At 68.0% G+C, this 23,774-nt stretch carries 19 protein-coding genes; 17 read left to right on the top strand and 2 right to left on the bottom strand.

Features of this window, described 5'->3' with window-relative positions; genetic code table 11:
* Positions 1-216 precede the first annotated feature (216 nt).
* Entirely contained in the window at positions 217-2,535 is a 2,319-nt protein-coding gene (locus ACFFJK_RS07895) for an EAL domain-containing response regulator (protein WP_379678635.1), read from the top strand.
* Positions 2,536-2,577: 42 nt separating this feature from the next.
* Here the strand turns inward: ACFFJK_RS07895 and ACFFJK_RS07890 are convergent, their stop codons facing one another.
* On the bottom strand, positions 2,578-3,030 hold the full coding sequence (locus ACFFJK_RS07890) for a CBS domain-containing protein (protein ID WP_379678634.1): 453 nt from the start codon (positions 3,028-3,030) through the stop codon (positions 2,578-2,580).
* A 181-nt stretch (positions 3,031-3,211) separates the two neighbouring features.
* On the opposite strand from ACFFJK_RS07890, the gene ACFFJK_RS07885 reads away from it, so the two are divergent.
* From ACFFJK_RS07885 to ACFFJK_RS07875, 3 genes are read left to right on the top strand one after another with little or no spacing between them, the layout of a single operon-like run.
* Positions 3,212-4,522, top strand: coding sequence for an O-acetylhomoserine aminocarboxypropyltransferase (locus tag ACFFJK_RS07885; protein ID WP_379678633.1), 1,311 nt, complete (start codon positions 3,212-3,214; stop codon positions 4,520-4,522).
* A gap of 1 nt (position 4,523) precedes the next feature.
* Positions 4,524-5,348, top strand: a complete 825-nt coding sequence (locus ACFFJK_RS07880; RefSeq protein WP_379678632.1) for an alpha/beta fold hydrolase — start codon at positions 4,524-4,526, stop codon at positions 5,346-5,348.
* Positions 5,345-5,650, top strand: coding sequence for an Mpo1-like protein (locus tag ACFFJK_RS07875; RefSeq protein WP_036247097.1), 306 nt, complete (start codon positions 5,345-5,347; stop codon positions 5,648-5,650). The genes ACFFJK_RS07880 and ACFFJK_RS07875 overlap by 4 nt, the downstream gene beginning before the upstream one ends.
* 48 nt (positions 5,651-5,698) lie before the next feature.
* On the opposite strand, the gene ACFFJK_RS07870 is transcribed toward ACFFJK_RS07875, so the two are convergent.
* A complete protein-coding gene (locus ACFFJK_RS07870) occupies positions 5,699-7,072 on the bottom strand; it encodes a YihY family inner membrane protein (RefSeq protein ID WP_379678631.1) in 1,374 nt (457 codons plus the stop codon).
* Positions 7,073-7,148: 76 nt separating this feature from the next.
* On the opposite strand from ACFFJK_RS07870, the gene wrbA reads away from it, so the two are divergent.
* From wrbA to ACFFJK_RS07805, 13 genes are all read left to right on the top strand, one after another.
* On the top strand, positions 7,149-7,772 hold the full coding sequence (gene wrbA, locus ACFFJK_RS07865; RefSeq protein WP_379678630.1) for an NAD(P)H:quinone oxidoreductase: 624 nt from the start codon (positions 7,149-7,151) through the stop codon (positions 7,770-7,772).
* Positions 7,772-8,170 (top strand): DUF2069 domain-containing protein, encoded by a 399-nt coding sequence (locus ACFFJK_RS07860; protein WP_379678629.1) that lies wholly within the window; start codon positions 7,772-7,774, stop codon positions 8,168-8,170. The genes wrbA and ACFFJK_RS07860 overlap by 1 nt, the downstream gene beginning before the upstream one ends.
* A complete protein-coding gene (locus ACFFJK_RS07855; protein ID WP_379678628.1) occupies positions 8,163-9,584 on the top strand; it encodes an FAD-binding oxidoreductase in 1,422 nt (473 codons plus the stop codon). Before ACFFJK_RS07860 ends, ACFFJK_RS07855 begins: the two co-directional genes overlap by 8 nt.
* A 13-nt stretch (positions 9,585-9,597) precedes the next feature.
* Positions 9,598-10,026 (top strand): DUF4124 domain-containing protein, encoded by a 429-nt coding sequence (locus ACFFJK_RS07850; RefSeq protein WP_379678627.1) that lies wholly within the window; start codon positions 9,598-9,600, stop codon positions 10,024-10,026.
* Positions 10,014-12,608, top strand: coding sequence for an FtsX-like permease family protein (locus ACFFJK_RS07845; protein WP_379678626.1), 2,595 nt, complete (start codon positions 10,014-10,016; stop codon positions 12,606-12,608). The genes ACFFJK_RS07850 and ACFFJK_RS07845 overlap by 13 nt, the downstream gene beginning before the upstream one ends.
* Before the next feature lie 27 nt (positions 12,609-12,635).
* Positions 12,636-13,727: a lipocalin-like domain-containing protein gene (locus ACFFJK_RS07840; RefSeq protein ID WP_379678625.1), complete on the top strand. Its 1,092-nt coding sequence runs from the start codon at positions 12,636-12,638 to the stop codon at positions 13,725-13,727.
* 118 nt (positions 13,728-13,845) lie between these two features.
* Positions 13,846-15,720 (top strand): ABC transporter transmembrane domain-containing protein, encoded by a 1,875-nt coding sequence (locus ACFFJK_RS07835; protein ID WP_379678624.1) that lies wholly within the window; start codon positions 13,846-13,848, stop codon positions 15,718-15,720.
* A 175-nt stretch (positions 15,721-15,895) separates the two neighbouring features.
* On the top strand, positions 15,896-17,932 hold the full coding sequence (locus ACFFJK_RS07830; RefSeq protein ID WP_379678623.1) for a methyl-accepting chemotaxis protein: 2,037 nt from the start codon (positions 15,896-15,898) through the stop codon (positions 17,930-17,932).
* Between the two features lie 61 nt (positions 17,933-17,993).
* Entirely contained in the window at positions 17,994-19,079 is a 1,086-nt protein-coding gene (locus ACFFJK_RS07825) for a threonine aldolase family protein (protein WP_379678622.1), read from the top strand.
* A 192-nt stretch (positions 19,080-19,271) separates the two neighbouring features.
* Positions 19,272-20,066, top strand: a complete 795-nt coding sequence (gene thyA, locus ACFFJK_RS07820; RefSeq protein WP_379678621.1) for a thymidylate synthase — start codon at positions 19,272-19,274, stop codon at positions 20,064-20,066.
* 136 nt (positions 20,067-20,202) lie between these two features.
* Entirely contained in the window at positions 20,203-20,700 is a 498-nt protein-coding gene (locus ACFFJK_RS07815; protein WP_379678995.1) for a dihydrofolate reductase, read from the top strand.
* On the top strand, positions 20,697-21,335 hold the full coding sequence (locus tag ACFFJK_RS07810; RefSeq protein WP_379678620.1) for a DUF4337 domain-containing protein: 639 nt from the start codon (positions 20,697-20,699) through the stop codon (positions 21,333-21,335). Before ACFFJK_RS07815 ends, ACFFJK_RS07810 begins: the two co-directional genes overlap by 4 nt.
* 174 nt (positions 21,336-21,509) lie before the next feature.
* Complete coding sequence (locus ACFFJK_RS07805; RefSeq protein WP_379678619.1) at positions 21,510-23,768, top strand: Orn/Lys/Arg family decarboxylase; 2,259 nt, start codon at positions 21,510-21,512, stop codon at positions 23,766-23,768.
* Positions 23,769-23,774 lie beyond the last annotated feature (6 nt).

Genomic DNA, 23,774 nt, shown 5'->3' with positions numbered 1-23,774 from the left:
TGCTCTGTATACAAAAAATAAGTGGGTTTGCCATTCTACCAGTGTCTCGGAGAAGACGAACGATCCCTTTTCCGGCCACTTTGCCGAGTAATTCCGCACTGCGTCAGTTGCCTTATGGAGACAAAACTTGCCGATGATCCAATTTCCGAGCTTTGGTATTGGCAATTACATATATACTGACCAGAATCAAAGCCCAGCCAACCGGGAGACGTAGTAATGCCTGTATCGATAACGCCATGGAGCGCAACGACGACCGCGCACGACGCGCGCGACGCGCGCGACGACCTGGTGTTCGTCGACGAAGCCGACACGCCCTCACCTGCCGATTGCTGCGCTGCCGGACAGCTGCCGAGCTGGCGTATCCTCGTCGTGGACGACGACGCCGACGTCCACTCGACCACCACCTTCGCCCTCGACAACGTCGAGATGCAGGGCCGGCGGCTGGAATTCCTGCATGCCTTTTCGGCGCGCGAGGCGCGCTTGATGCTCGAGCGGGAAGAAGGCATCGCCGTCGTGCTGCTCGACGTCGTGATGGAGCGCCCCGACGCCGGCCTGCAGCTGGTACGCCAGATCCGCGAGGAGCTCGGCATGATCGAGGTGCGCATCATCCTGCGCACCGGCCAGCCCGGCTATGCGCCGGAACTCGAGGCGATCCGCGGCTACGACATCAACGACTACCGCACCAAATCCGAACTCACCCGCACCAAGCTGTACACCGCCGTCGCGGCAGCCGTGCGCTCCTACCAGCAACTGCGCGCGCTGGACGCCAGCCGCGCCGGTCTCGAGCACATCCTGTCGGCCGGCGCCCAGCTCATGGCCCTGCATGGGGTGCGCGACGTGGCCCAAGGCGTGCTGCGCCAGGCGGCGAGCCTGCTTGGCCAGCCGCCGGGCGGCGTGCTGTGCGTGCGCGAGGGCGGCCATGCCGGCCACGAAGTGCTGCGCGTGGTCGCGGCCGAGGGCCAACACCACGGACTCGAAGGAAGCGGACTCGGCGCGCAGGACGCAACGGGCGCGCATGGGTATGCCGCGCTGGCCGGCATCGCCGATCGCACCCTGCGCGAACGCGGCTCGCTCGCCGCCGACGGCTGGCTGTCGCTGTACTTCCCCGGCAAGGCCGGGCGCGACTTCGCAGCCTGCCTTCCCTTCGCGCGCAAGCTCGACGACATCGAGCGACGCCTGCTTGACGTATTCGCGAGCGTGGTCGCGGTGGGCCTGGACAATGTCGAACTCGTTACCCACCTCAACCAGGCCGCCTTCCGCGACCAGCTGACCGGGCTGCCGAACCGCACCCGCCTGGTCGAACTGCTCGACGCGACGCTGGCAGGCCCGCAACGCGCCACCGCGACCCTGGCGCTGGTCGACCTCGACCACTTTGCCGAGACCAACGACGCGCTCGGCCACCATTTCGGCGACCTGCTGCTGGTGGCGGTCGGCGAGCGCCTGAGCTCGCGGCTCAGCCCGGCCGGCGGAGCCGGACTGGAGATCGCGCGCATCGGCGGCGACATCTTCTGCGTACTGGGCGATGCCGCGACCGTGCAGCCGGCGCCGATCCAGGCGCTGTTCCGCGAGCCGTTCCGGATCGACGGGCAGGACGTGCAGGTGTCCGCGACCCTGGGCCTGGTGCGCCTGTGCGAGCACGACGGCAGCGGGGTCGATGCCTTGAAGGACGCCGACATCGCCCTCAAGCGGGCCAAGTCGCGCCAGCGCGCCGGCCACTTCTTCTTCTCGCGCAGCATGGGAGTCGAGATCCGCGAGCGGGTCCGCATGATGCATGCGCTGCGCAGCGGCTTCCAGCGCGGCGAACTGTTCCTGGCCTACCAGCCGCAGGTCGACCTGGCGGCCAACCGTGCGTTCGGCGCCGAGGCGCTGCTGCGCTGGCGAACCGAAGACGGTCGGCTGGTCGGTCCCGACCGCTTCATCCCGATCGCCGAATATTCCGGCCTGATCGTCGACATCGGCGAGTGGGTGCTGCGCCAGGCGCTTGCCGAACTGGTGCGCCTGCGCGCGGCCGGCTACCTGGACTTCACGATGTCGGTCAACGTCTCGCAGGTGCAGTTCCGCCACCAGCACTTCGTCGACATGCTGCGGCGCGCGCTGGACGACACCGGCGCCCCGCCGGAGTTCGTGGAACTGGAAATCACCGAATCGATGGCGATGGAAGAGCCCGCACTGCTGGTGGAGAAGCTGGCGCAGGTCAAGCGCACCGGGGTGTCGATCGCGATCGACGACTTCGGCACCGGCTTTTCGTCGCTATCCCACCTGCAGCGCCTGCAGGTCGACCGGCTCAAGATCGACCGCGCTTTTGTCACCGAGATCACCGGCTCGGCACGCGGCAGCAGCATTGCGGAAATGGTGATCCAGCTGGGCCGCAACCTGGGCCTGTCGGTGATCGCGGAAGGGGTCGAGGACGAACGCCAGGCGCACATCCTGCGCAGCCTGGGCTGCCCGCTGGCGCAGGGCTTCCTGTTCTCGCGGCCGCTGTCGCCGGAGGCGCTGCTAGGATGGCTGGGAAAGGCACAGACCGAGGCTGCATGAGGCCCATGAAGAGTGGGCGGCGCAGCCGCCCACGCTACAGCATCAGTCCTCGGCAGCCTGCTCGGCCGGCCAGTCACGGATATAGGCCTTGAGCATGCGGTTCTCGAAGCTCTGCGCTTCCAGCACCGCCTTGGCCACGTCGTAGAACGAGATCACGCCCAGCAGGGTGCGGGCATTCATGACCGGCAGGTAGCGCGCATGCTTTTCCAGCATGATGCGGCGCACCTCGTTGACTTCGGTATCCGGGGTGACGGTGATCGGACTGTCGTCCATCACCTTGCGCACGGTGCCGTTGCTCAGGGTGCCGCCCTGGGCGTGCAGTTCCTTGATCACTTCGCGGAAGGTCAGCATGCCGACCAGGTCACCGTATTCCATCACGACCAGCGAGCCGATGTCCTTCTCCGCCATCGTCGCGGCAGCCTGTACCAGCGGCATGTCCGGCGTGACGGTATAGAGGATTTCGCCCTTCACCTGCAGGATCTCGGAGACTTTCATGGTGGCCACCCCGTCCGGTTGGTTGGTGATTGCAGCAATATTTGTATAACTCATAAGGCTGACTGTAGCCGATGCCCGCCAAAAAATCCAGCGCTGCACCATTTCAGGGACGGCGTGATGTTGCGCAAACATAAATAATGCTACGATGCCGCCCATCGCATTTCCATGATGAGTCGCCACGATGAGCGGTCCCCAGTACCCCGGTTTCGACACCCTGGCCCTGCACGCAGGCGCCGCCCCCGACCCGGCCACCGGCGCGCGCGCCACGCCGATCCATTTCACGTCCTCGTTTGCGTTCCGCGATTCGGACCATGCGGCCGCCCTGTTCAACATGGAGCGCGCCGGCCACGTCTATTCGCGCATCTCGAACCCGACCAATGCGGTGCTGGAAGAGCGCATCGCCGCGCTGGAAGGCGGCGTGGCAGGCATCGCCACCGCCAGCGGGCAGGCCGCGATGCACCTGGGCCTGGCGACCATCGCCGGCGCAGGCGCGCACATCGTGGCCTCCAGCGCCTTGTACGGCGGCTCGCACAACCTGCTGCACTACACGCTGCGCCGCTTCGGCATCGAGACCACCTTCGTCGACTCGCGCGACCTCGACGCCTGGCGCGCCGCGATCCGGCCGAATACGAAACTCCTGTTCGGCGAGACGCTCGGCAACCCGGGGCTCGACGTGCTCGACATTCCGGCGATTTCCGCCCTCGCCCATGAGCACGATTTGCCGCTGATGGTCGACGCCACCTTCACCACGCCCTGGCTGCAGCGTCCATTCGAGCTCGGCGCCGATCTGCTGTTCCACTCCGCCACCAAGTTCCTGTGCGGCCACGGCACCGCCATCGGCGGCCTGCTGGTCGACGGCGGCAGCTTCGACTGGGACGCCGCCCACGCCAGGAGCGGACGGTTCCCGGAACTGTGCGAGCCCTACGAGGGCTTCCACGGCATGGTGTTCGCCGAGGAGTCGACGGTCGGCGCTTTTGCCCTGCGCGCCCGGCGCGAAGGGCTGCGCGATTTCGGCGCGGCGATGAGCCCGCACAACGCCTTCGCCATCCTGCAGGGCATCGAGACGCTCGGCCTGCGCATGGAGCGCCACGTGGCCAACACCCGCCGCGTGGTCGAGTTCCTGCTCGCGCACCCGGCGGTGGAGTCGGTGAACTATCCCGAGCTGGAATCGCATCCCGACCACCTGCTTGCCCGGCGCCTGCTGCCGAAAGGCTGCGGCGCCGTGTTCACGTTCAACCTGAAGGGCGACCGCGCGGCCGGGCGCCGCTTTGCCGACGGCCTGCAGGTGTTTTCGCACCTGGCCAACGTGGGCGACGCCAAGTCCCTGGTGATCCATCCGGCCTCGACCACGCATTTCCGCGTTCCTGCCGACCAGCTGGCGGCCTCGGGCATCCTCGAAGGCACGATGCGCCTGTCGGTCGGACTGGAAGATCCGGACGACCTGATCGACGACCTCAGGCGCGGCCTGAAGCTTGCCCAAAAAGGAGCCTGAGATGCAGTTCACCATCCACGGCGCCACCGCCTACGCCTACACCGGCGGCAAGGCCTTCGACCCGCAACTGCCCGCCATCGTCTTCATCCACGGCGCCCAGAACGACCACTCGGTCTGGGCGCTGCAGAGCCGCTACATGGCGCACCACGGGTATGCCGTGCTGGCGGTCGACCTGCCGGGCCACGGCCGTAGCGCCGGTCCGGCGCTGGCGAGCATCGGGGAGATGGCCGACTGGCTCCTGCTCGTGCTGCAGGCCGCGGGTGCACGTCGCGCCCTCCTCGCCGGGCACAGCATGGGTTCGCTGGTCGCGCTCGAGGCGAGCCGGCGTGCGCCGGACGCGGTCGCCGCCCTGGCCCTGCTCGGCACCACCTATCCGATGAAGGTTTCCGACGCCCTGCTCGACACCGCGCGCACCGACGAAGCGGCGGCCATCGACATGGTCAACATCTGGTCGCATTCGTCGATCGCGCACAAGCCATCCTGCCCCGGCCCCGGTTTCTCGGTGATGGGCGGCGCCCGGCGCCTGATGCAGCGCATGTCGGCCCGCAATCCGCAGCAGCTGTTCCACACCGATTTCGCCGCCTGCAACAGCTATGCCGACGGCGAAGCGGCGGCGCAGGCGGTGCGCTGCCCGACCCTGTTCGTGTTCGGCACGAAGGACATGATGACGCCGCCGCGCTCCACGAAGCTGCTGACTGGCACGGTCAAGCATGGCAGAATCGTCACCGTGGACGCCGGCCATTCCTTGATGACCGAAGCGCCCGACGCGGTGCTCGACGCCCTGGCCGGCTTCGCCGCGACGATCCACCACGAGGAGACGCCATGACCGCACGGTTCGCCAGTTTCGCGGAATTCTATCCCTACTACCTGACCCAGCACGCCGACCGCCGCTGCCGCCGGGCGCACTTCATCGGCACCTCGTCGGCCATCGCCTCGATCGCCCAGTACATCGACAGCCTGAACGCCTGGTGGCTGCTGTTCGCCGTCGTCAGCGGCTACGGCGGCGCCTGGATCGGGCACTTCTTCTACGAGAAGAACAAGCCGGCCTCGTTTTCCCAGCCCTGGTATTCGTTCCGGGCCGACTGGGTGATGTACTGGCAGATGCTGACCGGCAAATTGAGCTGGTAGCACGCGCGGGCAGCGCCGTTGCCTCCCCGCGCATCACCGATGGGGACGTCAGGCCGCCCTGCCGAAATGTTCCGCCAGCGTTTGTCCCAGCCCCTGCTCCACCGCGGCTTCGACCTGGCGCGCCAGTGACGCCGTGTCCAGCGCGAGCGGGGTCGCCGGCGTGGCGGCCGGGTCGCCGGCGTGCGCGATGCCGTCCGCACCCGCGGCATCGAACACGAACAGGCGGTAGACGTCGGCCAGCAGGATCTTTTCCGGGTCCGCCAGCAGCACCCAGTGCTCGGCATCCTCGCGCGCGCCCCGGCCCCAGCGCTTGCGCGAAGGCAGTTCGTCCTGCACCCGGCCGACCCAGCCGGCCGCCACCATCTTTTCGACCAGCATGCGCATCTCGTCGTAGCCGATGCGGGTATGCGCCCGGATCGCCGCGCTCGAAACGAGCGCGGTACCGGTCGCGTGCGCGCTGCCGGCCAGCACCTTGAGCACCGCCATGGCATCGACGAAGGCGCCGCCCGGCGCCGGCTGCTGCCACCAGCGCTCGTACTTCACTACCGGCAAGGCCGCGGCCAGCAAGGCGCCGACCAGGGTGATCATCCAGGAGACGTAGACCCAGAGCAGGAACAGCGGCAGCGCGGCCAGCGCGCCGTAGATGATGGCGTAGGTCGGAAACTGGCTGATGTAGAACGCGAAACCGCGCTTGGCGATCTCGAAGGCGATGGCGGCCGCCAGCCCGCCCCAGGCCGCGTCGCGCCAGTGCACGGGGCAGTTCGGCACGGTCATGTAGAGCAGCGTATAGGCGCCCGAGGTAAGCAGCACCGAGGCTAGCGTATAGAACAGCGCGTCGAAAAAGGGCATGCTCCCGAACAGGCCGCCGGTCGCGGTGAACAGTTGCGTGGTGGCGCTCACCGACAGGCCGAACAGGATCGGACCGAGGGTGATCAGGGCCCAGTACACCAGGATACGCTGGGACCAGGGCCGGGGCCGGCGCACGCCCCAGATCCCGTTGAAGGCGCGCTCGATCATGCCCAGCATCGTGGTCGTGGTCACCAGCAGCAACGCCGCCCCCAGCAGGGACAGTCCCTCGGCCTTGCTGGCGAACTGGTTCAGGTTGGCGCTGATCGTCCTGCCGATCCCCTCGGGCAACAGGCCACGGACGATCCAGGCATCGAGTTCCGCGCGCAACTGGCCGAAGGCCGGGAACATGGTGAACACCGCCAGCACGATGGTGAGCAGCGGCACCAGAGCCAGCGTGGTGGTGAAGGTCAGGCTCCCGGCGACCTGCTGCAGCTTCACTTCGCGCAGGCGGCGGCGCGCGAAGCGCAGCAGGTCGCGCGCCTCCCCAAGGCTGAGGCCGCGCGCGCGGTCGACGGCGAGGGCCGCCATGCTCGACGAGGTGTGCGGCACGGAGTGGACGGTTTTCGAAAGCATCTGGGTTGTCTGAAACAGCGTACGATTCGCCCATCGCGGGGCATGTCAATTGAGCAAAGCGCCCTATAATACAACGATGAACAAGCCAACGATGACCCCGACCCTGCCCATCCTCGTGTTGTACTACTCGCGCCACGGCGCTACCCGCAAACTGGCCGAACTGGTCGCCCAGGGCATCGAAAGCGTGCCGGGAGCCGAGGCGCGCCTGCGCACCGTGCCCGCGGTGTCCACCGTGGCCGAGGCGGTCGAGCCCGACATCCCGCGCGAAGGCGCGCCCTATGTCGAGCTGGACGACCTGCGGGAATGCGCCGGCCTGGCCCTCGGCTCGCCCACCCGCTTCGGCAACATGGCGGCCAGCGTCAAGTACTTCCTCGACGGCACCGCGGCGGACTGGGTCAACGGCACCCTGTCGGGCAAGCCGGCGGTCGTCTTCACCTCCACCGGGAGCCTGCACGGCGGCCAGGAAGCGACCCTGCTGTCGATGATGCTGCCGCTGATGCACCATGGCATGCTCGTGATGGGCCTGCCCTACTCGCACCCTGAACTCATGAACACGGCCAGCGGCGGCAGCCCCTACGGCGCCACCCACTGGGCCGGCGCGGACGGCAAGCGCACGATCACCGAGGACGAACGCGTGCTCGCGATCGCGCTCGGGAAACGTCTTGCCACCGCCGCGGTCAAACTGCACGGAATGCACTGATGGATACCGCAAAAGTCTTTCATGCCGGCGCCATTGCCAGCCTGATCTGGCTGATCGGCTGGCTGGTGGCCTGGGAAGTCTTCGTCGCCCCGCTGCACCCGGGCGGGTCGCTGCTCGCGCTCAAGGCGCTGCCGCTGCTGCTGCCGCTGCGCGGCGTCATCAAGCGCGACCTGTACACGCTGCAGTGGTCGTCGATGGTCATCCTCATCTACTTCGCCGAAGGGGTGGTGCGGGCCTGGGCCGACACCACGGAAGCCTCGCGCTTCATGGCGATGGGCGAAATCGCGCTCGTGGTCGTGTACTACGCCTGCGCACTGCTGTTCCTGCACCCGTACAAGAAGGAAGCCAAGCGCCTCGCCAAGGAACTGCTAGACAAGGTCAAAGTCCCGCATGACTGAGCAGCCGGCGGACGCCTTCCTCGCTGAGTTGCGGGCCATCGTCGGCGACGAGCGCGTGGTCGCGGACGACACCGGGATGGCGTCCTACCTGACCGACTGGCGCGGCCGCTTCACCGGCCGCGCCCGTGCGGTCGTGCTGCCGGCCGACACCGGCGAAGTGGCCGCGGTCGTGGCCGCCTGCGCCGCCGCGCGCGTGCCGCTGGTGCCGCAGGGCGGCCGTACCGGGCTGGTGCTGGGCAGCGTGCCGGACGCGGGCGGCGCCGCCGTCGTGCTGTCGCTGCGCCGCCTGAACCGCATCCGCGCCATCGACCCGGCCAACCGCACCATGACGGTCGAAGCCGGCTGCATCCTGCAGGATATCCAGGAAGCGGCCGGCGGCGCCGGCATGCTGTTCCCGCTCTCGCTGGCAGCCGAGGGCAGCTGCACCATCGGCGGCAACCTCGCCACCAATGCGGGCGGCACCGCCGTGCTGCGCTACGGGAACACGCGCGAGCTGTGCCTCGGGCTCGAAGTCGTCACCGCCGACGGCCGGGTCTGGGATGGCCTGCGCGGCCTGCGCAAGGACAACACCGGATATGCGCTGCGCGAGCTGTTCATCGGCGCCGAAGGCACGTTGGGCGTCATCACCGCGGCCGTGCTCAAGCTGTATCCGCAGCCGAAGGCCGCGCTCACGGCATTGGTCGCCCTGGATTCTCCGCGCAGCGCGCTGGCCCTGCTCGGCCTGGTGCAGGAGCGCTGCGGCGCCGCGCTCACCGGCTACGAACTGATGTCGGACTTCTGCCTGCGCCTGGTGGCAACCCACTTTCCGGCCCTGCCGAAGCCCTTTGCCGCGCGCCATCCCTACTACGCCCTGGTCGAACTGTCGAGCAACGAATCCGAAACCCACGCCGCCGACCTGGTCGCCTCCTCCATCGGCGCCGCGCTCGAGGCGGGCGTGGCGCGCGACGCCGTGCTCGCCACGTCAAGCGCCCAGGCGCTTGGCCTATGGAAGCTGCGCGAACATATCCCACTAGCGCAGGCCGCGGCCGGCAAGAACATCAAGCACGACATTTCGCTGCCGGTGTCCAGCATCCCCGACTTTATCGCGCATACCGATGCCGTGCTGCAGTCGGCGTTTCCCGGCTGCCAGGTCGTGTGCTTCGGGCACCTGGGCGACGGCAACCTGCATTACAACGTCGCCCCGCCGGACGGGATCGGGCACGAGGACTTCCTCGCGCACCAGGCGCGCGTGAACCGGCTCGTGCACGACAGCGTGGCCGCAATGCGCGGCTCCATCTCGGCCGAGCACGGCATCGGCGCACTCAAGCGCGACGAACTGCCGCGCTACAAGCCCGCGGTCGAACTCGACATGATGCGTGCCATCAAGGCCGCACTGGACCCGCTCGGCATTATGAACCCTGGCAAAATCCTATGACCGGGGAACCGACATGCTGAAACATCTCACCTTTGCCCTCGCCTGCCTCCTGTGCCAGGCCGCGACGGCGGGCACGATCTACAAATGCACCGAGGCCGGCAAGACCGTCTACAGCGACCGCCCCTGCGGCAGCGCATCCAGGGTGCTGGCGGTGGATGCGGCGCCCGCCGACCCGGCCGCGGCGGCGGCGCGGCTTGCCCGCGAGCAGGCATTGCTCAAGCAGATCGAGGGCGAGCGCGCCGCGCGCGAGGAACAGGAAGCACGGGCCGCGGCGCGCGCGCACAAGGCGGCGCTGCTCGAGCGCCGCCGCTGCGACAAGCTGCGCCTGCAGCGCAGATGGGCCGACGAGGACATCGCGCGCGCCGGCCGGGACGAGGCCGAGCGCGCGCGCATCAAGGCGAGGCGCCAGGCCGAGGTGCTGGCGATGGAATGCCCCGCCTGAGTACCCATTCGTACCCGCTCCCGGGCACGCTCGCGCGCTGGCTGCTGTTCGGCGAATGGCGGGCCCATCCCGTGCGCGCGCTGCTGGCGGTGGCGGCGATTGCGGTCGGCGTCGCGATGGGCTTCGCCATCCACCTGATCAATGCCGCGGCCTTCAACGAGTTTTCCGCCGCCGTCAAGAGCCTGTCGGGCCAGGCGGACGTCCAGGTGGCCGGGCGCGAGCCGCTGTTCGACGAAGCCATCTATCCGCGCCTGGCCTCGCATCCCGAGGTCGTCGTGGCCTCGCCCGTGATCGAACTGTCGGCCGGCGTCGTCGGCATGCCGAGCGGGGGCGGGTCGCTGCGCATCATCGGCATCGATCCGTTCCGCGCCGGATTCATCTCGCCCGACCTGACCGGCGTGCCCGGCGAAGGCCGCATGACCGACGTGCTGGCCGACGACACCATCTTCCTGTCGCCCGCGGCCGAGAGCTGGCTCGGCAAGCGCCGCGGCGACACGCTGGTGCTGCGCGCGGGCACCACGGAGGTCGGGCTGCGGGTGGCCGGCCCGGTGCAGCGCGCCCGCAGCGGGCAGCGCATCGCCGTCATGGACATCGGCGCGGCCCAGTGGCGCTTCCAGAAGCTGGGCCGCCTCTCGCGCGTGGACCTGAAGCTGCGCGACGGCGTGGATAGGGCGGCCTTCCAGCGCCGCCTGGCGGCCGAACTGGAGCGCGCCTACCCGGGCCGCTTCACGGTGCGCCAGCCGGACGACGGCGACCAGGAGGAACGCAACGCCAACCTGAGCCGGGCCTACCGGGTCAACCTGACCGTGCTGGCGCTGGTGGCCCTGTTCACCGGCGCCTTCCTGGTGTTCTCGACCCAGGCGCTGTCGGTGATGCGGCGGCGCAGCCAGTTCGCGCTGCTGCGCGTGCTCGGCCTGGAGCGCGGCCAGCTGCTGCGCCAGGTCTTGCTGGAAGGGGCCAGCCTGGGGGTCGCCGGCGGCGCGCTCGGCATCGCGGCCGGATACGCCCTGGCGGCCCTGGCCCTGCATTTCTTCGGCGGCGACCTCGGTGCCGGCTATTTCCCCGGCATCCGGCCCCAGGTGCAGTTCACGCCGGTCGCGGCCGCCGTGTTCTTCGCGCTCGGCCTCGGCGTGGCCCTGCTCGGCTGCCTGGCGCCCGCGCTGGAGGCCGCCCGCGCGCGGCCGGCGGTGGCGATCAAGTCCGGCGCCGACGAGGCGGCGCTGTCGCGCCTGTCGCGGATCTGGCCCTCGCTGCTGTGCATCGTGCTGGCAGCCGGCCTGGCGTTCGCCCCGCCCGTGTTCGAACTGCCGCTGTTCGGCTACCTGTCGATCGCCCTGCTGCTCATCGGCGGCATCGGCCTGATGCCGCGCCTGGCCGCCGCCACCTTCCGCCGCATGGAAGCCCTGGCGCTGCGCCTGCGGACCAAGTGGCCCGGGCTGTCGCCGATCCTGCCGCTGGCGCTGTCGCGGCTGGCCAATGCGCCCGGCCAGGCGTCGATCGCGCTCGGCGGCGTGCTCGCCAGCTTCAGCCTGATGGTGGCGATGGGGATCATGGTATCGAGCTTCCGCGTGTCGGTGGACGACTGGATGGGACACATCCTGCCGGCCGACCTGTACGTGCGCACGGCCGCCGGCGGCAACACCGGCTTCCTGACGCCCGAGCAGCAAGCCGCGCTGGCGGCGACGCCCGGCGTCGCCCAGGCGCAGTTCCTGCGCACGCGCCCGGTGTCCCTGTCCCCCGACCGGCCGAACGTGGTCGTGATCGCCCGCGACATCGACGCGCGCGACCCGGGCCGGCTGCTGTACCTGGTCGGCGAGCAGGCGCCGGTCCCGGCGGGCAGCCGGCCGGCCTGGGTGTCCGAGGCGCTGCTCGACCTGTACGGCGCGCGCGTCGGCCAGCCGATCACGCTGCCGCTGGGCGGCGGCCAGGCCCGGTTCTTCGTCGCGGGCGTCTGGCGCGACTACGCCAACCAGGCCGGCTCGGTCGTGATCCGCCTGGCGGACTACCGCGCCCTGACCGGAGAGGCGGAAGTCACCGACGCCGCCCTGTACGCGGCGCGCGGCAGCAGCGCCGAACAGCTCGAGCAAAGCGTGCGCGCGCTGCCCTTCGGCAGCGCCCTGCAGACCATGTCGACGGCCGACATCCGCAGCATGAGCCTGCGGATCTTCGACCGCAGCTTCGCCGTCACCTACATCCTGGAAGCGATCGCCATCGCCATTGGCCTGTCCGGCGTCGCCGCCAGCTTCTCGGCGCAGACCCTGGCGCGCGCCAAGGAATTCGGCATGCTGCGCCACGTCGGGGTCACGCGCGCCCAGGTGCTGCAGATCCTGGCCTTCGAAGGGGGCTTCCTCACCCTGCTCGGCGTGGCCTGCGGTTTCGCGCTGGGACTGGTCATCAGCCTGATCCTGGTTTATGTTGTGAATCCCCAGTCGTTTCACTGGACCATGCAGTTGCACCTGCCGTGGAACCTGCTGGGTGGCGTGGCGGCGGTGCTGATCGGGGCCTCGGTCCTGACGGCGCTGGTGTCCGGGCGCCATGCCCTGTCGGGCGGCCCGGTACGTGCCGTGAGAGAAGATTGGTGAAGGAGGATGCGTGAAGGAGACGTGCTAATGCGGGCAGCCCTGTTCGGCTTGTTGTTGATGATGTTCCAGTGGTGCCATGCGCAAGGTGGAAGCAATGCGGGCGGCGCGGTGACGTTCGCGCCGGTCACACCCGGCACCACCCTGTCGTTCCCGCGCGACTTCGGGGCCCATCCGGAATTCCGTACCGAATGGTGGTACGTCACCGGCTGGGTCGAGACCCCCGAGCGCAAGCCGCTCGGCTTCCAGGTCACCTTCTTCCGCAGCCGTACCGAACACGATCCGAAGAACCCGAGCACGTTTGCGCCGCGCCAGCTGGTGATCGGCCATGCCGCCCTGTCCGACCCGGAAGTGGGCCGCCTGGTGCATGACCAGCGCAGCGCGCGCGAAGGCTTCGGCCTGGCCTGGGCGCGCACCGGCAACACCGACCTCAAGCTCGACGACTGGCGCATGGTGCGCGACGCTTCCGGCACCTACCGCGTGACGGTCCGCTCCAACGAGCTGACGCTGGAACTGCGCCTGCAGCCGACCCAGCCGGTGCTGGTGCAGGGCGAAGGCGGCTATTCGCGCAAGGGCGCCAGCCCGCAGCACGCGAGCCACTACTACAGCGAGCCGCAGCTGAAGGTCAGCGGCAGCGTCGGCCGGGCCGGCAGCCAGCCTGTCGCGGTGACGGGTACTGCCTGGCTCGACCACGAATGGTCGAGCGAAGCCCTGCAGCCCGAGGCCAGCGGCTGGGACTGGATCGGCGTAAACCTCGACGACGGCGGTGCGCTGATGGCTTTCCAGATCCGCAACAAGCAAGGTGGTAAACTATGGGCGCACGCCACCGTGCGCGATGCTGCGGGCAAGGTGACCCGCTATGCGCCGGACCAGGTAAATTTTGCACCGACGGCGCGCTGGAAGTCGCCCCGTACCGGCGCCGAGTATCCGGTCGCCCAGCTCGTCACGACCGGCCCGCTGCGCTGGCAACTCGCTCCCCTTCAACAGGACCAGGAACTCGATTCGCGCCGCACGACCGGGGCCGTGTACTGGGAAGGCGCGGTGACGGTGAGCCGCGACGGCAAGCGCATGGGACGCGGCTACCTGGAAATGACGGGCTACGTGCGCCCGATGAAGTTGTAACGAGCATGCTGCCGCAGTAACGCCGTGCCCGAGCTGCAACTGAGCTGCAACTGAGCTGTAACTGAGCTGTAACTGAGCTGTAACTGAGCTGTAACCGAGAAAAGAACACCAACAGACGATGACCTCCCGCTCCACCAGCACCCCGGATTCCGATTCCTCCCGCAAGGGCAGCCTGGCCGCACTGAAGGGCCTGCTTCCCTTCCTGCGCCCCTACCGTCGTCAGTTCCTGCTGGCCGGCATCGCGCTGCTGTTCGCGGCCGGCGCCACGCTTGCCATTCCCGCCGCATTCAAGCAGATGATCGACCACGGCTTCGGCGCCGCATCCGCCGCGGCGGCATCCGCCGCTGCCGCCGGTGCCGCGACCCAGAGCGTCGAACACGTCAACGCCACCTTCCTCGCGCTGTTCGGCGTCGCCGCGGTGCTGGCCCTGGCCACCGCCGCGCGCTTTTTCATGGTGTCGTGGCTGGGCGAGCGCGTGACCGCGGACGTACGCGCCGCCGTGTACCGCCACGTGGTGCACCAGAGCCCGGAATTCTTCGAGACCACGCGCACCGGCGAAGTGCTGTCGCGCCTGACCACCGACACCACCCTGATCCAGACCGTGGTGGGCACCAGCATCTCGCTGGCGCTGCGCAACACCCTGCTGTTCGTCGGCGGCCTGGTCATGCTGTTCATCACCAGTCCCAGGCTCACCGCCATCATCCTGGGCCTGCTGGTGCTGGTGGTGCTGCCGATCGTGCTGTTCGGCCGCCGCGTGCGCAAGCTCTCGCGCGATTCGCAGGACCGCATCGCCGACGCGTCGGCGCTGGCCGGCGAAATCCTCAACGCGATGCCGACCGTGCAGGCGTTCACGCATGAAGCCATCGAATCGGCGCGCTTCCGCGAGTCGGTGGAAGGCGCATTCCAGACCGCGATCCGGCGCATCCGGGCCCGCGCCACGCTCACCATGCTGGCCATCGTGCTGGTGTTCGGCGCCATCGTGTTCGTGCTCTGGCTCGGCGCCCACGCCGTCCTGCAGGGCACCATGACCGGGGGCGACCTCGGGCAGTTCATCCTGTACGCCGCGATCGTGGCCGGCTCGATCGGCGCCTTGTCGGAAGTGATGGGCGAAGCCCAGCGCGCCGCCGGCGCCACCGAGCGCCTGCTGGAACTGCTGGGCGCCCGCTCCGACATCCAGGACCCGGCGCACCCCCAGCCGCTGCCGCCGCGCGTTTTCTCCGCTTCGGCCAACGGCGCCCGCGTGACGCTCGACGATGTCAGCTTCAGCTACCCGTCGCGGCTCGATACGGCCGCCCTGGCGCACCTCAAGCTCGACATCCGCGCCGGCGAAACCGTCGCCCTGGTCGGCCCGTCGGGCGCCGGCAAGACCACGCTGTTCCAGCTGCTGCTGCGTTTCTACGACCCGCAGGCCGGCAGCATCCGCCTCGACGGCGTCGACATCCGCGACCTGGCGCTGCACACGCTGCGCGGCGCGATCGGCATCGTGCCCCAGGACACCGTGATCTTCTCGAGCAGCGCCCTGGAGAACATCCGCTACGGCAGGCCGGACGCCAGCGACGAGGAAGTGGTCGCCGCGGCCAGGATGGCGGCGGCCCACGAATTCATCGAACGCCTGCCGCAGGGCTACGGGTCCTTCCTGGGCGAGCGCGGCGTGCGCCTGTCGGGCGGCCAGCGCCAGCGCATCGCCATTGCGCGCGCGCTGCTCAAGAACCCGCCGCTGCTGCTGCTCGACGAAGCCACCAGCGCCCTCGACGCGGAATCCGAGCGCCTGGTGCAGCGCGCACTGGAAGCGGCCATGGTCGGCCGCACCACCATCATCATCGCGCACCGCCTCGCCACCGTGCAGCGCGCCGACCGCATCATCGTACTGGACGAAGGCCGGGTGGTCGAAGCGGGTACCCATGCCTCGCTGGTGGCGCAGGGTGGCGTGTACGCGAACCTGGCGGCACTGCAGTTCCAGGCGCACGCGCCCCTCGACAGCCAGCCATCCTGAGGCCGCTGACCCTGGCCGTACGGTCGGTGCACAAGAATCCAGCGTTGCGCGCCGTTCCCAAAATCATCAGATATGTTGCGAGGACGCAATATATCTGATGATTTTGAGGAAATAGTTATTGTCAGTTCGAAAATATGGACAGTATGATGGCGGCCCGTCCCGCTCCCATACTTTCATGAAGAACCAACTTTTCCGTCCGGCCAGCTGGAATGTCGGCACCCGGATCAGCGCCATCACCTTTGCGCTCATGGGCCTCACCATCGCCGCGCTGCTGGCCGCCATCACGGTCACCATTTCGTCGATGCTCGAAGAGCGTGCCGCGCGTAGCGTCGCCAACGAACTGCACAGCGTTGCCAACACGGTCGAGATGTTCAACCGCAGCGCCAGCGGCCACGCGCGCAGCCTTGGCGACATCTTCCGGACGGCACTGCCCGGCAGCTTCGAACTCGACGCGGCCGCCCCGGTCGACATCGGCGGCAAGGCCTTCCCCGCCCTCAAACTGGACGGCAAGGTACTGAACCTCGATGCCAGCGTGCCCGACAGCTTTGCCGCGCACACCGGCGCCAGCGCCGCCATCCTGGTCCTCGCCGGCGGCGACTTCGTGAACGTGTCCACCTCCATGAAGACGGAAAGCGGCGCGCGCGCCGTCGGCGCGGTACTCGACCGCCAGGACCCGGCCTACGCCGCGCTGCGCGCAGGCCGCGTGCATGCCGGGCTGACCGCCCTGGCGGGCCGGCAGTTCATCACCCACTACCAGCCGATGCGCGACGCAGCGGACAACATCGTGGGCGCGCTGGTCGTCGGCGTCGACATCAGCGACGACCTGAAGCTGCTCAAAGAGCGCATCCGCGCCATGAAAGTCGGCGATACCGGTTACTTCTACGTGCTGGATGCGGCGCCAGGACGGGCCGGCACGCTCGTTGTCCACCCGGCCAAGGAAGGCAGCAACATCCTCGACAGCAAGGATGCCAACGGCCACTTCTTCATCAAGGAGATCATCGAGAAGAAGAGCGGCACCATCCACTACGACTGGCAGAACCCCGGCGAACCCGAGCCGCGCGGGAAGTTCGTGGTCTACACCCATATCAAGGACTGGAACTGGGTCATCGGCGGCGGCACCTACCTGGACGAGATCACGGCCGCCGCGGCCGAACTGCGCAACCGCTTCATCGGCTTCGGCCTGCTGGCGCTGGCGGTGCTGGCCGCGCTGCTGCACGCGATCCTGCGCGCAGGCGTGTCCCGCCCGCTGGCCGACGTGCGCGACGTCGCCAGGCGCATCGCCGAGGGCGACCTGGGGGCGCGCGTCGCCGGCGTACGGCGCGACGAAATGGGCTTGCTGAACGAGGCCATCAACACGATCGGCGCCAGCCTGTCGAGCGTGGTCGGCAAGGTACGCCAAGGGGCCGAGCAGATCGCCAGCGCGTCGCAGGAGATCTCGGCCGGCAACCTCGACCTGTGCCAGCGCACCGAAGAGCAGGCCGCCAGCCTGGCCAGCACCGCGTCCTCGATGGACCAGCTGACCGCCACGGTGCGCCAGAACGCCGACAACGCGCGCCAGGCCAACCAGCTGGCGCTGAGCGCCTCCAACGTGGCGCAGCGCGGCGGCGACACCGTCAGCCAGGTCATCGAGCGCATGGAGGCGATCACCCAGTCCTCGCGCAAGATATCGGACATCACCGGCGTGATCGACAGCATCGCCTTCCAGACCAACATCCTGGCGCTGAACGCCGCGGTGGAGGCGGCCCGCGCCGGCGAGCAGGGCCGCGGCTTCGCCGTGGTCGCCAGCGAAGTGCGCAACCTGGCGCATCGCTCGGCCGCCGCGGCCAAGGAAATCAAGACGCTGATCGAGGCATCGAACGGCGAAGTCGACGCAGGCAGCCGGCTGGTGGCCGAAGCCGGCAGCACCATGCACGACGTGCTGGCGAGCGTGGGGCGCGTCACCGACATCATGGCCGAGATCACCGCGGCCAGCCAGGAACAGAGCAGCGGCATCGAGCACGTCAACCGCGCCGTCAATGCGATGGACGAAACAACCCAGCAAAATGCAGCACTGGTCGAGCAGGCCAGCGCCGCGGCCCAGGCGCTGCAGGACCAGGCTGCCGAGCTGGCGCGGGCGGTGCGCCTGTTCCGCACCGGCGAACAGGCGGACGAAAGCGCCGCTGCCGTCACGGCACCGCTACCACGGCAGCGCCTGGCCCTGGCGCGGCACTGAGCACCGCTTTTCGCCGCGTCCGGTTCGGTGATAGAGTGGCAGGCTTCTGACGGAGCCTGCCTTGAACGACGCCGAACTGCAACGCCGCTGCCATACCATCTTCCCCGGCCACCGCGCCCGCCCTCCCGCCGAACTGTTCGCCGCCATGGCGGCATGGTGCGAAGCCAACGGCGTCGAGCACGACGTCTACGGCACGGGCGCCCTGCTCCAGGCATTCGAAGCCAAGGTCGCGCGCCTGCTCGGCATGGAGGCGGCCGTGTTCTGCATCAGCGGCACCATGGCCCAGGTGACGGCCCTGCGCCTGGCCAGCATGGACCGCGGCCGCGACCTGGTCGCCCTGCACCCGACCTCGCACATCTTCGTGCACGAACGCTCGAACTACCAGTTGCTGGGACACTTCAATGCCCTGCAGGCGGGCGACCGCTACCGCCCGTGGACCGTGTCCGACCTGGCCGCGATCCCGGACCGCCTGGGCGCGGTCGGCATGGAGCTGCCGCTGCGCGAGATCGGCGGCCAGCTGTCGCCGTGGGAGGAACTGCAGGCGATCAAGGGGCATGTACGGGAGCGCGGCGCGCACCTGCACATGGATGGCGCGCGGCTGTGGGAGGCGGCGGCCGGCTACGGCAAGCCGCTGCACGAGGTCGCGGCCGGTTTCGACTCCGTCTACGTCTCGCTGTACAAGGGCATCGGCGGCCTGGGTGGCGCCATGCTGGCGGGGACGCGCGAGTTGGTGGACCGTGCGGCCGAGTGGTTCCGGCGCGAAGGGGGCAATGTCATCCACCGGTCCCCCTACGTGGTCGCGGCGACGATGCAGTTCGACGGACGCCTGGCGGCGATGCCCGCGTACTTCGAGCGTACGCAATTCCTGTACGAAGCGCTGGCCTCCCATCCGGTCATCCGCGTGAACCCGGCCGCGCCCCAGGCCAACATGCTCCACCTGCACATTCCCGTGCCGCCCGAGCGTGCGCTGGCGATCCGGCGCGAGCTGGCGGAAGAACACGGCATCTGGATGTTCAACCGCATCGCCAGCGCCGCCCTGCCCGGCACCAGCTCTTTCGAGCTGTACGTGGGGGATAACCTGCTGGATGCGCCGGACGACGAAGTGCGCGAGGCGTTGGCCTTGTTCGCTGCCGCACTCGCTCGGTAGCCGCAGCCGATGGTACGAACACCGGGGGCCGAAGCTGGCCACGTTTGCAAACGACGGTGGTCCACGTGGTCCTACCCGCCCTGATTGGCTCGGTGCCCGCTGCGCCCGCCGCTTTTCCCGGAACCGGCGGCAGCTTGCGCCCGCCCGGGCGCTCTCAGTTACAATGACGGGCTGTTTCAATAAGCTCAACCCATGCGCCAATACCTCGAATTCATGCGCCATGTGAAAGAACATGGCGCCGTCAAGACCGACCGCACCGGCACCGGTACGCTGTCGGTCTTCGGCCACCAGATGCGCTTCGACCTGCAGCAGGGTTTCCCCCTGCTGACCACGAAGAAAGTTCACCTGAAGTCCATCATCCACGAACTGATCTGGTTCCTGCAGGGCTCGACCAACATCGCCTACCTGAAGGAAAACGGCGTCAGCATCTGGGACGAATGGGCCGACGAGAACGGCGAACTCGGCCCGATCTACGGCTACCAGTGGCGCAGCTGGCCCACGCCCAATGGCGGCCACATCGACCAGATCTCCCAGGTACTGGACCAGATCCGCAACACGCCGGATTCGCGCCGCATGATCGTATCAAGCTGGAACGTGGCCGACGTGCCGAAGATGAAGCTGCCGCCCTGCCATGCGCTGTTCCAGTTCTATGTCGCCGACGGCAAGCTTTCCTGCCAGCTCTACCAGCGCAGCGCCGACATCTTCCTGGGCGTGCCCTTCAACATCGCCTCCTACGCCATCCTGACCCACATGATGGCCCAGCAGGCCGGCCTCGACGTGGGGGAATTCATCTGGACCGGGGGCGACTGCCACCTGTACAGCAACCACCTGGAGCAGGTCGACCTGCAGCTGTCGCGCACCCCGAAGGCCCTGCCGCAACTGGTGATCAAACGCAAGCCGGACTCGCTGTTCGAGTACCGCTTCGAGGACTTCGAGGTGGTCGGTTACGATCCGGAACCGGCCATCAAGGCGCCTGTGGCGGTCTGAGCATGCAGTTTGGCTTGACAGTTTGCTTGCAAAGAGACAACATTTGGAAATTGGAATCACTTCGCTGCAACTACTCAAGGACGGTAACGACGATGCGCATGCACACCACTCAAGCACGGCAGACGCGGGTGGTCGTGTGAAGCCGCACCTGACCCTCGTCGTCGCCATCGACGCCCAGCGCGGCATCGGGATCGACAACCAGCTGCCCTGGCACCTGCCGGAAGACCTGGCCCACTTCAAGCGCGTCACGCTGGGCAAGCCCATCGTCATGGGCCGCAAGACCTTCGATTCGATCGGGCGTCCCCTGCCGAAGCGCCGCAACATCGTCATCACCCGCAATCCGGACTGGTCGCACGAGGGCGTCGAGGTCGCCGGTTCGCTGCAGGCCGCCATCGACCTGCTGGGCGGAGAGCCGGCCAGCATCATCGGTGGCGCCCAGGTCTTCGCGGAGGCGATGGCCGTGGCCGACCGGATGATCGTCACCGAGATCGACCATGTCTTCCGCTGCGACACCTTCTTCCCGCCGATCGACCGGGCCGTGTGGGAGGAAGCCGCGCGCGAGACCCATCATTCGGAAGCGCACGGTTACGGCTACGCCTTCGTCACCTATACCCGCAAGGAAACCGGCGCGTGAAGCACGCGGCGGCGCGCACCCCGGGCTCGCGCGGCGGCGACGGCTTTGCCGGCAAGGTGGCGGTGCTGATCGCCATCCTGGCCACGCTCGGCACGATGTTCGCCTTCATCGGCAGCGCTTCGCACAACAACGCGGCCCTGTACAAGAGCAACGCGGCGATCGACAAGACCAGCGCCGCCAATGCCTGGGCCCATTACCAGGCCAAGACCAACCGCCAGCACCTGGCCGAGGTGGCCGTCCACCTGCCGGGCCCCAGCCGGGCGCACTACCAGGACGAGATCCGGCGCTACGGGCTGGAAAAGGAAACGATCCGCAAGGAAGCCGAAGGCTTCGAGGCCTCGTCCGCCGAGTGGAACCGGCTGTCCGACCAGGAGCTGCACCGCCATCGCCAGTGGTCGGCGGCGTCCGTGGCCCAGCAGATCGCGATCTCGCTGGCGGCGATCACCCTGCTGTCGCGCCGCACCTGGCTGCTGGTGCTGACCAGCGCGGTCGCCGCCTTCGGCATCACGCTGGCGGCCGTTGCGGCGTTGCGGGCCGATCCGATGCCGTTTTCGGCCGTTCCGGTGCTGGCCGCGCTTGGCGCCGCAGTCCTGACCGAGTGCTTCCGGCGGCTGGGCCGGCGCCTGGGCAGCTAGAGTGCGCCAGCAATTGCGTTCACTGGTTAGTCTAGCTGGTGTACTTGCAAAAAAAATTGCACCGGCGCGCGCGATTTCTGCGAAAATCCGTTTCCTCTTTTTTCCAGTGCCGTGGCCGGCGGACGGACCCTTCCGGGTTTGCCGCTTCCACGGCGCTTCGCTTTGGAGCTGTCCATGAAATTTCGTTTCCCCATCGTCATCATTGACGAGGACTTCCGTTCCGAGAACACCTCCGGTCTCGGCATCCGCGCACTTGCGGCCGCGATGGAGCAGGAAGGCATGGAGGTGCTCGGCCTGACCAGCTATGGCGACCTGTCCCAGTTCGCCCAGCAGCAGTCGCGCGCATCCGCTTTTGTCCTTTCCATCGACGACGAGGAATTCGGCGGCGGCTCGCAGGAAGAGACGGATTTCGCCCTGACCGGCCTGCGCGCGTTCGTGAAGGAGATCCGTCACAAGAACTCCAACATCCCGATCTACATCTACGGCGAGACCCGCACCAGCCGCCACATCCCGAACGACATCCTGAAGGAGCTGCACGGCTTCATCCACATGTTCGAGGACACGCCGGAATTCGTGGCACGCCACATCATCCGCGAGGCCAAGGCCTACCTGGACAGCCTGGCGCCGCCGTTCTTCCGCGCGCTGGTCAACTACGCCTATGACGGCTCCTACTCGTGGCACTGCCCGGGGCACTCGGGCGGCGTCGCCTTCCTGAAGAGCCCGATCGGCCAGATGTTCCACCAGTTCTTCGGCGAGAACATGCTGCGCGCCGACGTCTGCAACGCGGTCGAGGAACTCGGCCAGCTGCTGGACCACACCGGCCCGGTGGCCAAGTCCGAGCGCAACGCCGCCCGCATCTACAACGCCGACCACTGCTATTTTGTGACCAACGGCACCTCGACCTCGAACAAGATGGTCTGGCACAGCACCGTTGCGCCGGGCGACATCGTGGTGGTGGACCGTAACTGCCACAAGTCGATCCTGCACTCGATCATCATGTGCGGAGCGATTCCCGTGTTCCTGATGCCGACCCGTAACCACCTCGGCATCATCGGTCCGATTCCGCTGGAAGAGTTCACCCCCGAGTCGATCGCCCGCAAGATCGAGGCCAATCCGTTCGCGCGCGAAGCCGTGAACAAGAAGCCGCGCATCCTGACCATCACCCAGTCGACCTACGACGGCGTGGTGTACAACGTCGAGACCCTGCGCGAAATGCTGGACGGGAAGATCGACACCCTGCACTTCGACGAAGCCTGGTTGCCGCACGCCGCCTTCCACGACTTCTACAAGAACATGCACGCGATCGGCCAGGACCGTCCGCGCGCCAAGCAGTCGATGATCTTCTCGACCCAGTCGACGCACAAGCTGCTGGCCGGCCTGTCGCAGGCCTCGCAGGTGCTGGTACGCGAGTCGGAAACGGTCAAGCTGGACCAGGACGCCTTCAACGAGGCCTACCTGATGCACACCTCGACTTCGCCCCAGTACTCGATCATCGCCTCGTGCGACGTCGCGGCCGCGATGATGGAAGCGCCGGGCGGCACCGCCCTGGTGGAAGAATCGATCCTGGAAGCGCTGGACTTCCGCCGCGCGATGAAGAAGGTCGACGCCGAGTTCGGCGACGACTGGTGGTTCAAGGTCTGGGGCCCGGACGTCGAGGGCGAGGAAGGCATCGGCGTGCAGAAGGACTGGATGATCCGCGCCGAGGACGACTGGCACGGCTTCGGCAACCTGGCCGAAGGCTTCAACATGCTCGACCCGATCAAGTCGACCATCGTGACCCCGGGCCTGTCGCTGGACGGCAAGTTCGGCGAGACCGGTATCCCGGCCTCGATCGTGACCAAGTACCTGGCCGAGCACGGCGTGATCATCGAGAAGTGCGGCCTGTACTCGTTCTTCATCATGTTCACGATCGGCATCACCAAGGGCCGCTGGAACACGCTGGTGACGGCGCTGCAGCAGTTCAAGGACGACTACGACCGCAACAAGCAGGTGTGGCAGGTGATGCCGCAGTTCGCCAACGCCAACCCGCGCTACGAGAACCGCGGCCTGCGCGACCTGTGCACCGACATCCATTGCTTCTATAAGCAATATGACGTGGCGCGCCTGACCACCGAGATGTACCTGTCGGACATGGTGCCGGCGATGAAGCCGTCGGACGCGTTTGCCAAGATGGCGCACCGCCAGATCGAGCGCGTGGCGATCGACGAGCTGGAAGGCCGCATCACCGCGATCCTGCTGACGCCGTACCCGCCGGGCATCCCGCTCCTGATCCCGGGCGAGCGCTTCAACAAGACCATCGTGGATTACCTGCGCTTCGCACGCGACTTCAACGAGCGCTTCCCGGGCTTCGAGACGGACGTGCACGGACTGGTCAAGCGCGAGGTGGATGGCAAGCGTGGTTACTTCGTGGACTGCGTGAAGCAGGACGGGTAAGCAAAG

The organism is Massilia consociata (genome assembly GCF_042432755.1).
GTDB classification, from domain to species: Bacteria; Pseudomonadota; Gammaproteobacteria; order Burkholderiales; family Burkholderiaceae_D; genus Telluria; species Telluria consociata.
This window is presented reverse-complemented; position numbering and strand designations above follow the sequence as displayed.